Genomic DNA, 6268 nt, shown 5'->3' with positions numbered 1-6268 from the left:
ACGTAGGGCCGAAAGGGCGAGCTCGCCTCCAGGAAGCGGTATTGCGCGAACAGCGTCGGCGACACCTGCTTGATGGTGCCCAGCTTGCCTTCGCCGGCCTGCCCTACAAGCACGAGGTGGTCGGCGACGGCGCGCTGTCGGGCGTCGGCAAGCTGGGCACCATCAAGCAGGTGTCGCCGACGCTGTTCGCGCAATACCGCTTCCTGGAGGCGAGCTCGCCCTTTCGGCCCTACGTCGGCGCCGGCCTGACCTATGCGCACTTCTACGGCGAGGAAGGCTCGGGCACGCTGACCGCGCTGACCAACCCGGGCGGCCCGGCGACCTCGATGTCGGTGGATTCGGCCTTCGGGCCGTCGTTCCAGCTCGGCCTGAGCTACCGGTTCGACGAGCACTGGTTCGTCGACGGCTCGGTCATCAAGACCTACCTGAAGACGACCACCAAGCTGTCGACCGGGCAGTCGATCGACACGAAGCTGGACCCGATCTCGACGAATCTCTCGGTCGGCTACCGGTTCTGACCGCCGTCAGTTCACCGTGTCGTTGATGACCCACTGGGTCATCGCGTCGAGGGCCGGGCGGGCGGCGTTGGCGTTGGGGTGGTTGATGATGGCCACCACGATGTAGCGCCGGCCGCTGTTGCCCAGCACGAAGCCGGCAATGCCGGCCACGTCCTTCAGCGACCCGGTCTTCAGGTGCGCGCGGCCGAGCGTCGCGCGCGAGCGCTTCAGCGTGCCGTCGAGGCCGCTGACCGGCAGCGAGCTCATCAGCTCCGGCATCACCGGCCCCATCCAGTCGGCCTGCAGCACGCGGGCGAGCAGCTGCGCGGTGGCACGCGAATCGCGCGACAGGCCCGAGCCGTTGTCGATGACCACGGACGGCGCCGCCTCCGGCCAGCGCTCGGCCAGCCACTGGCGCAGCACCTCGCGCGCGAGCTCCGGCGAGCCGAGGCCGCGCTGCGTCAGGCCGAGCGTCAGGAACAGCTGCTGCGCCATCACGTTGTTGCTGAACTTGTTGATGTCGCGGACCACCTCGGCCAGCGGCGGCGACACCAGCTCGAAGCTCGGCGGCGTGGACGGCGCGACGCCGTCGCGCACGCGCCCGGTCAGCTTGCCGCCCATCTCGTGCCACAGGCCGCGCAGCAGGCGCTCGTTGTAGCGCTGCGGCTCGGGCCAGGCGATCGACCATGATTTCTCGCCGCACAGCTTGCGGAAGCCGCCGGCCAGCTTGAGCTTTGCCGGATCGGCGGCATCGAGCAGCAGCGGCGCGCGCCAGTCGTCGCAGGGGCCGGCGATCAGCGGCACGCCGTCGTCGACCTGCAGGCCCGCCAGCGGCACGTCGGCGGTGATGCGCGCGACGCCGGCCAGCGCGTCGGGCGCGAAGGTCAGCGTCAGCGACTTGTAGTTCAGCATCAGCGCATCGGGCTGCACGTTGTACGGCCGCAGCGGATCGTTGTCGAAATCGGCCGGGTTCTGCAGCGCCGGGCGGAACGCGCTGCGGTCGAGCACGATGTCGCCGCGGATCTCGTGCACGCCGAGCTGCTGCACGCGGCGCAGCATCATCCACAACCGCTCGGGCACGAGCTTCGGGTCGCCGGTGCCGCGGATCACGAGGTCACCGTCGAGCACGCCGTTCGGGCCCGGCTTGCGCACCGTGCCCTGCAGCCAGACCGGCGTCGACCAGCTCCAGGCCGGGCCGAGCAGTTCGAGCGCGGCCGAGGTGGTCAGCAGCTTCATCAGCGACGCCGGGTTGACCGGCTGGCGCGACTGCCAGTCGAGCCGCGGCGCGCTCGCGCCGACCTCCTGCACCCAGGCGACCATCGCCTCGCGCGGCACCTTGGCGGCGTCGAGCGCCACCTCGGCCTCGACCGGCAGCGGTGCTGCCAGCGCGGGCATCGCGGCCCACAGCCCGACGGCGCCCAGCAGGATGCGTCTCCCTACATTCCCCATCCCCTGATGATCTCACGCACCCCGGGCTTTAGACTGTCGCCATGGGCACGCTGCTGGCTTTCGACACCTCCACCGACGCGATGGCAATCGCGCTGGTCACGCCCGGGCGGCATGCCGCGCACGACGGTGCCGGCGGCGCGCAGGCCTCGGCCGCGCTGATCCCCGAGCTGATGGCCTTGCTGGCCGCGCACGGCCTGGCGCTGGCCGATGTCGACGCGATCGCCTTCGGCTGCGGCCCCGGCGCCTTCACCGGGCTGCGCACCGCATGCTCGGTGGCCCAGGGGCTGGCGTACGGCGCGGCCAGGCCGGTGATCCCGGTCGACAGCCTGATGCTGGTGGCCGACGATGCACGCGTGCAGACCGATGCGGCCGAGGTCTGCGTCGCGATGGATGCACGCATGGACGAGATCTATGCCGGCCGCTACCGCTGGCGCGACGGGCACTGGGCGGTGACCACGGCGCCCGCGCTGCTGCGCATCGACGCATTCCATGCGCTGCTGCAGGAACAGCCCGTCGGCGTGATTGCCGGCTCGGCGCTCGATGCCTTCGGCGACCGGCTGGCGATCGGGCCGTCGGTGCGCCGCGTGCCGCAGGCGAGATCCCGGGCCGAGGCGCTGGCGCGTGTCGCCGCGCAGCTGTGGTCGCAAGGCGTTCGCGTCGACGCCGCGCACGCGCTGCCGGTCTACCTGCGCGACAAGGTGGCGCAGACGACCGCCGAGCGCGAACACGACAAGGCCATGAAAGCGAAGGCATTGGCATGAGTGCCGTACTGAGGGACAAGCGCCTGCTGCTGCCGCTGGGCGTCACGCAGCTCGATGCGGTGCTCGAGATCGAGCGCCAGGCCTATGAATTCCCGTGGACCCACGGCAACTTCATCGACTCGCTGGCCGCCGGCTACGTGGCCCGCGTGATCTACGGCGAGCGCGGCGAGATGCTGGGCTACTTCATCGCGATGCCCGGCGTGGACGAGATGCACCTGCTGAACCTGACCGTCGCGCCGGCCTTCCAGCGCCAGGGCCACGCCCGCTTCCTGCTCGACGAGCTGGTCGCCGTGTGCCGCGAGCGCCGCGCCGGCCAGCTGTGGCTGGAGGTGCGGCAGAGCAACGAGCGCGCCCGCGCGCTGTACCTGCGCTACGGCTTCCAGTCGATCGGCACGCGCCGCGGCTACTACCCGGCGTCGCGCGCCACGCACCCGAGCGGGCGCGAGGATGCGGCGGTGATGAGCCTGCAGGTGGGAGGTGTCGATGCGCTGGAGTGAACGCCAGGTCGCGATGCTGCAGGAGATGGGCATCCGCGTGTGGGATGCGCCGGCGCAGGGCGACGAGGTGGCGCTGGCCGAGCCCGCGCCGGCCACGGCAGCCGCACCGTCGCCCGCTGTCGCACCCAACACCGCACCCAACATCGCACCCAACACCGCACGCAACACCGCCCCCGACGTCGAGCCCGCCACCGCCCCGCTGCGCGGCCCGCGCCCGAGCGGCGTCGCGACGATGGACTGGCCCGCGCTGCGCGACGCGGTCGCCGGTTGCACCGCCTGCAAGCTGTGCAGCGGCCGCACGCAGACGGTGTTCGGCGTCGGCAACCCGCAGGCCCACTGGATGGTCGTCGGCGAAGCCCCCGGCGAGCAGGAGGACCGGCAGGGCGAGCCCTTCGTCGGCAAGTCGGGCCAGCTGCTCGACAGCATGCTGCGCGCGCTCGGCCTGACGCGCGGCGAGGCCGAACCGGCGCGCCAGGTCTTCATCGCCAACACGCTGAAATGCCGCCCTCCCGGCAACCGCAACCCCGAGCCCGACGAACTGGCCCAGTGCGAGCCGTTCCTGATCCGCCAGATCGAGCTCGTGAAGCCGCGCATGATCCTCGCGATGGGCCGCTTCGCGGTGCAGAGCCTGCTGCGCAGCAGCGAGCCGGTCGGCCGGCTGCGCGGCAAGGTGCACCGGTACCAGGGCGTACCGCTGGTCGTCACCTACCACCCGGCCTACCTGCTGCGCAACCCGGAGGACAAGGCGCGCGCCTGGGACGACCTGTGCCTCGCGCTGGAGCAGATGAAGCCGATGGATCCGACCCCGGACGCCTGACGCCGATGGACGCCACCTCGCCCGCCTGGCCCGACACCGAGGACCTGCCGTGCATGGTGCTGCGGCTGACGCCCGAGTGCCGGGTGCTGCAGGGCAACCGCGCCTTCGTCGAGTTCAGCGGCGCCGGCTCGGTGCTCGATGCCGGGCTGCTGTGGCAGTCGCTGCTCGGCGCCGAGTCGCGCGCGACGCTCGCCACGCGGCTGATCGCGCGCGAGGACTTCGCGCTGAACCTGCGCATGCAGTGCGCGCCGCAATCGGCCGGCGGCCCCTGCTGGCTCGACCTGGAAGCACGCTGGCTGCCGGGACCCGGCCACTACCTGTGCGTGCTGCACGACGTGACCGACAGSCACCGCGCCGAGTTGTCGGCGCGCGCCCGGGCCGACCAGTTCCAGCTGCTGGCCGACAACGTGCCGGTGCTGATCGCCTACTACCAGGCCAGCACGCTGCGCTGCCTGTTCGCGAACAAGCAATATGCGCAGACCTTCGGCTGGGACGAGCAGTCGATCGTCGGCCACACCGTCGCCGAGATCATCGGCGAGCCGGCCGCGCGGCTGATCCAGCCGCAGGTCGACCAGGTGCTGCGCGAGCGGCGCAGCGCGTCCTACGAGCGCGAGCTGATCGGCGCCGACGGCCAGCGCCGCTGGATCGAGGTGAACCTGGTGCCGCACGTGGTCAACGACGGCGATGCGACCGCCACCTTCGTGCTGATCTCCGACATCACGAAGCACCGCCTCGCCGAGCAGTCGGTGCRCGAATCGGAAGAGCGCCTCGCGAAGTTCATGCAGGCGAGCGCCGAGGGCATCGTGTTCCACAAGGATGGCGTGATCACCGACGCCAACCCGCCGGCGCTCGCGCTGATCGGCTACACGCTAGAGGAACTGAAGGGCCGCCAGACGCTGGAGTTCATCGCGCCCGACCAGCTCGCGCGCGCCGCCGCGACGCAATCGGCCGGTGCCGAGATCACCTACGAGAGCGTCGCGCTGCACAAGGATGGCCGCCGCCTGCCGGTGGAATTCACCGTGCGCACGATGCTGCGCAACGGCGAGCGCATGCGCATGACGCTGGTGCGCGACCTGCGCGACCGGCAGGCGGCGCAGGAGCGCATCCACCACCTGGCGCACCACGACGCGCTGACGCAGCTGCCGAACCGGATGAGCTTCATGGAGACGCTGGAGCACCGCATCACCGGCGCGCGCACCAGCGACTCGCAGCTCGCGCTGCTGTTCATCGACCTCGACCATTTCAAGCGCGTCAACGACTCGCTGGGCCACCTGATCGGCGACACGCTGCTGCAGACGGTCGCGCAGCGCATCATCCAGAGCCTGCGCTCGACCGACCTGGTGGCGCGCTTCGGCGGCGACGAGTTCATCGTGCTGCTGCCGGGCGTGCTGCAGCGCGCCGACGTCGAGGAGGCGACGCAGAAGCTGCTGGCGGCGATCGAGGTGCCGGTGAATGCCGACGGGCGGCTGATCTCGGTGACGCCGTCGGTGGGCATCTCGATGTTCCCGCACGACGGCCAGACGGCCGACGAGCTGATCAAGAACGCCGACACCGCGATGTACCTCGCGAAGGCGCGCGGCCGCGCGAACTACCAGTTCTTCACGCCGGCGATGGCGCGCTCCGCCTATGCCGCGCTGGTGATGGAGAGCCAGCTGACGCAGGCGCTGGAGCGCAGCGAGTTCATGCTGCATTTCCAGCCGCAGGTGCGTGCGCACGATGGCGTGCTGGTCGGCGTCGAGGCGCTGATCCGCTGGAACCACCCGGAGCGCGGGCTGCTGATGCCCGACCATTTCATTCCGCTGGCCGAGCAGCAGCGGCAGATGCTGCCGATCGGCCAGTGGGTGCTGCGCGACGCGCTGCGCTGCGCGCGGCGCTGGCACGAAGCCGGCATCAGCAGCGTGCCGGTGGCGGTGAACCTGTCGAGCGTGCAGTTCCAGACGGTGGGCTTCATCCAGATGATCGCCGACATGCTGCGCGAGGAAGGCGTGCCCGGCGAATTCCTCGAGCTCGAGCTGACCGAGCGCATGCTGATGGACGACCTCGGCGAGGTGAAGGCGCGGCTCGGCGAGCTGAAGGCGATGGGCATCCGGATCTCGGTCGACGACTTCGGCACCGGCTACTCGTCGCTCGGCCACCTGAAGGAGCTGCCGATCGACAAGATGAAGATCGACCGCTCGTTCGTGAAGGACCTGCCGGACGAGCACGACTCGGCGGCGATCGCGCGCGCCATCGTGCAGCTGGCGCGCA

6 protein-coding genes are annotated in these 6268 nt (G+C 70.8%); 5 read left to right on the top strand and 1 reads right to left on the bottom strand.

What is annotated here, in order from left to right:
* Window positions 1–41 precede the first annotated feature (41 nt).
* A complete protein-coding gene (locus tag AC1D15_RS14720) occupies window positions 42–518 on the top strand; it encodes an OmpW/AlkL family protein (protein WP_477826564.1) in 477 nt (158 codons plus the stop codon).
* A gap of 6 nt (window positions 519–524) precedes the next feature.
* Here AC1D15_RS14720 and dacB read toward each other — a convergent pair whose 3' ends face one another.
* Window positions 525–1946, bottom strand: coding sequence for a D-alanyl-D-alanine carboxypeptidase/D-alanyl-D-alanine endopeptidase (gene dacB, locus AC1D15_RS14715; RefSeq protein ID WP_477826563.1), 1422 nt, complete (start codon window positions 1944–1946; stop codon window positions 525–527).
* 41 nt (window positions 1947–1987) lie between these two features.
* Here dacB and tsaB point away from each other — a divergent pair, with 41 nt between their 5' ends.
* From tsaB to AC1D15_RS14695, 4 genes are all read left to right on the top strand, one after another.
* Entirely contained in the window at window positions 1988–2707 is a 720-nt protein-coding gene (tsaB, locus tag AC1D15_RS14710; protein ID WP_477826562.1) for a tRNA (adenosine(37)-N6)-threonylcarbamoyltransferase complex dimerization subunit type 1 TsaB, read from the top strand.
* Complete coding sequence (gene rimI / locus AC1D15_RS14705; protein ID WP_047507739.1) at window positions 2704–3204, top strand: ribosomal protein S18-alanine N-acetyltransferase; 501 nt, start codon at window positions 2704–2706, stop codon at window positions 3202–3204. Before tsaB ends, rimI begins: the two co-directional genes overlap by 4 nt.
* Window positions 3191–4021, top strand: coding sequence for a uracil-DNA glycosylase (locus AC1D15_RS14700; RefSeq protein ID WP_477826561.1), 831 nt, complete (start codon window positions 3191–3193; stop codon window positions 4019–4021). Before rimI ends, AC1D15_RS14700 begins: the two co-directional genes overlap by 14 nt.
* A gap of 5 nt (window positions 4022–4026) precedes the next feature.
* Window positions 4027–6268 (top strand): putative bifunctional diguanylate cyclase/phosphodiesterase (locus tag AC1D15_RS14695; protein WP_477826560.1); only part of this gene is annotated, 2242 nt, incomplete at its 3' end.

The organism is Rhizobacter sp. P2_H2, assembly GCF_056403375.1.
The sequence above is the reverse complement of the archived record's forward strand: the minus strand, read 5'-3'. Positions and strand labels throughout refer to the sequence as shown.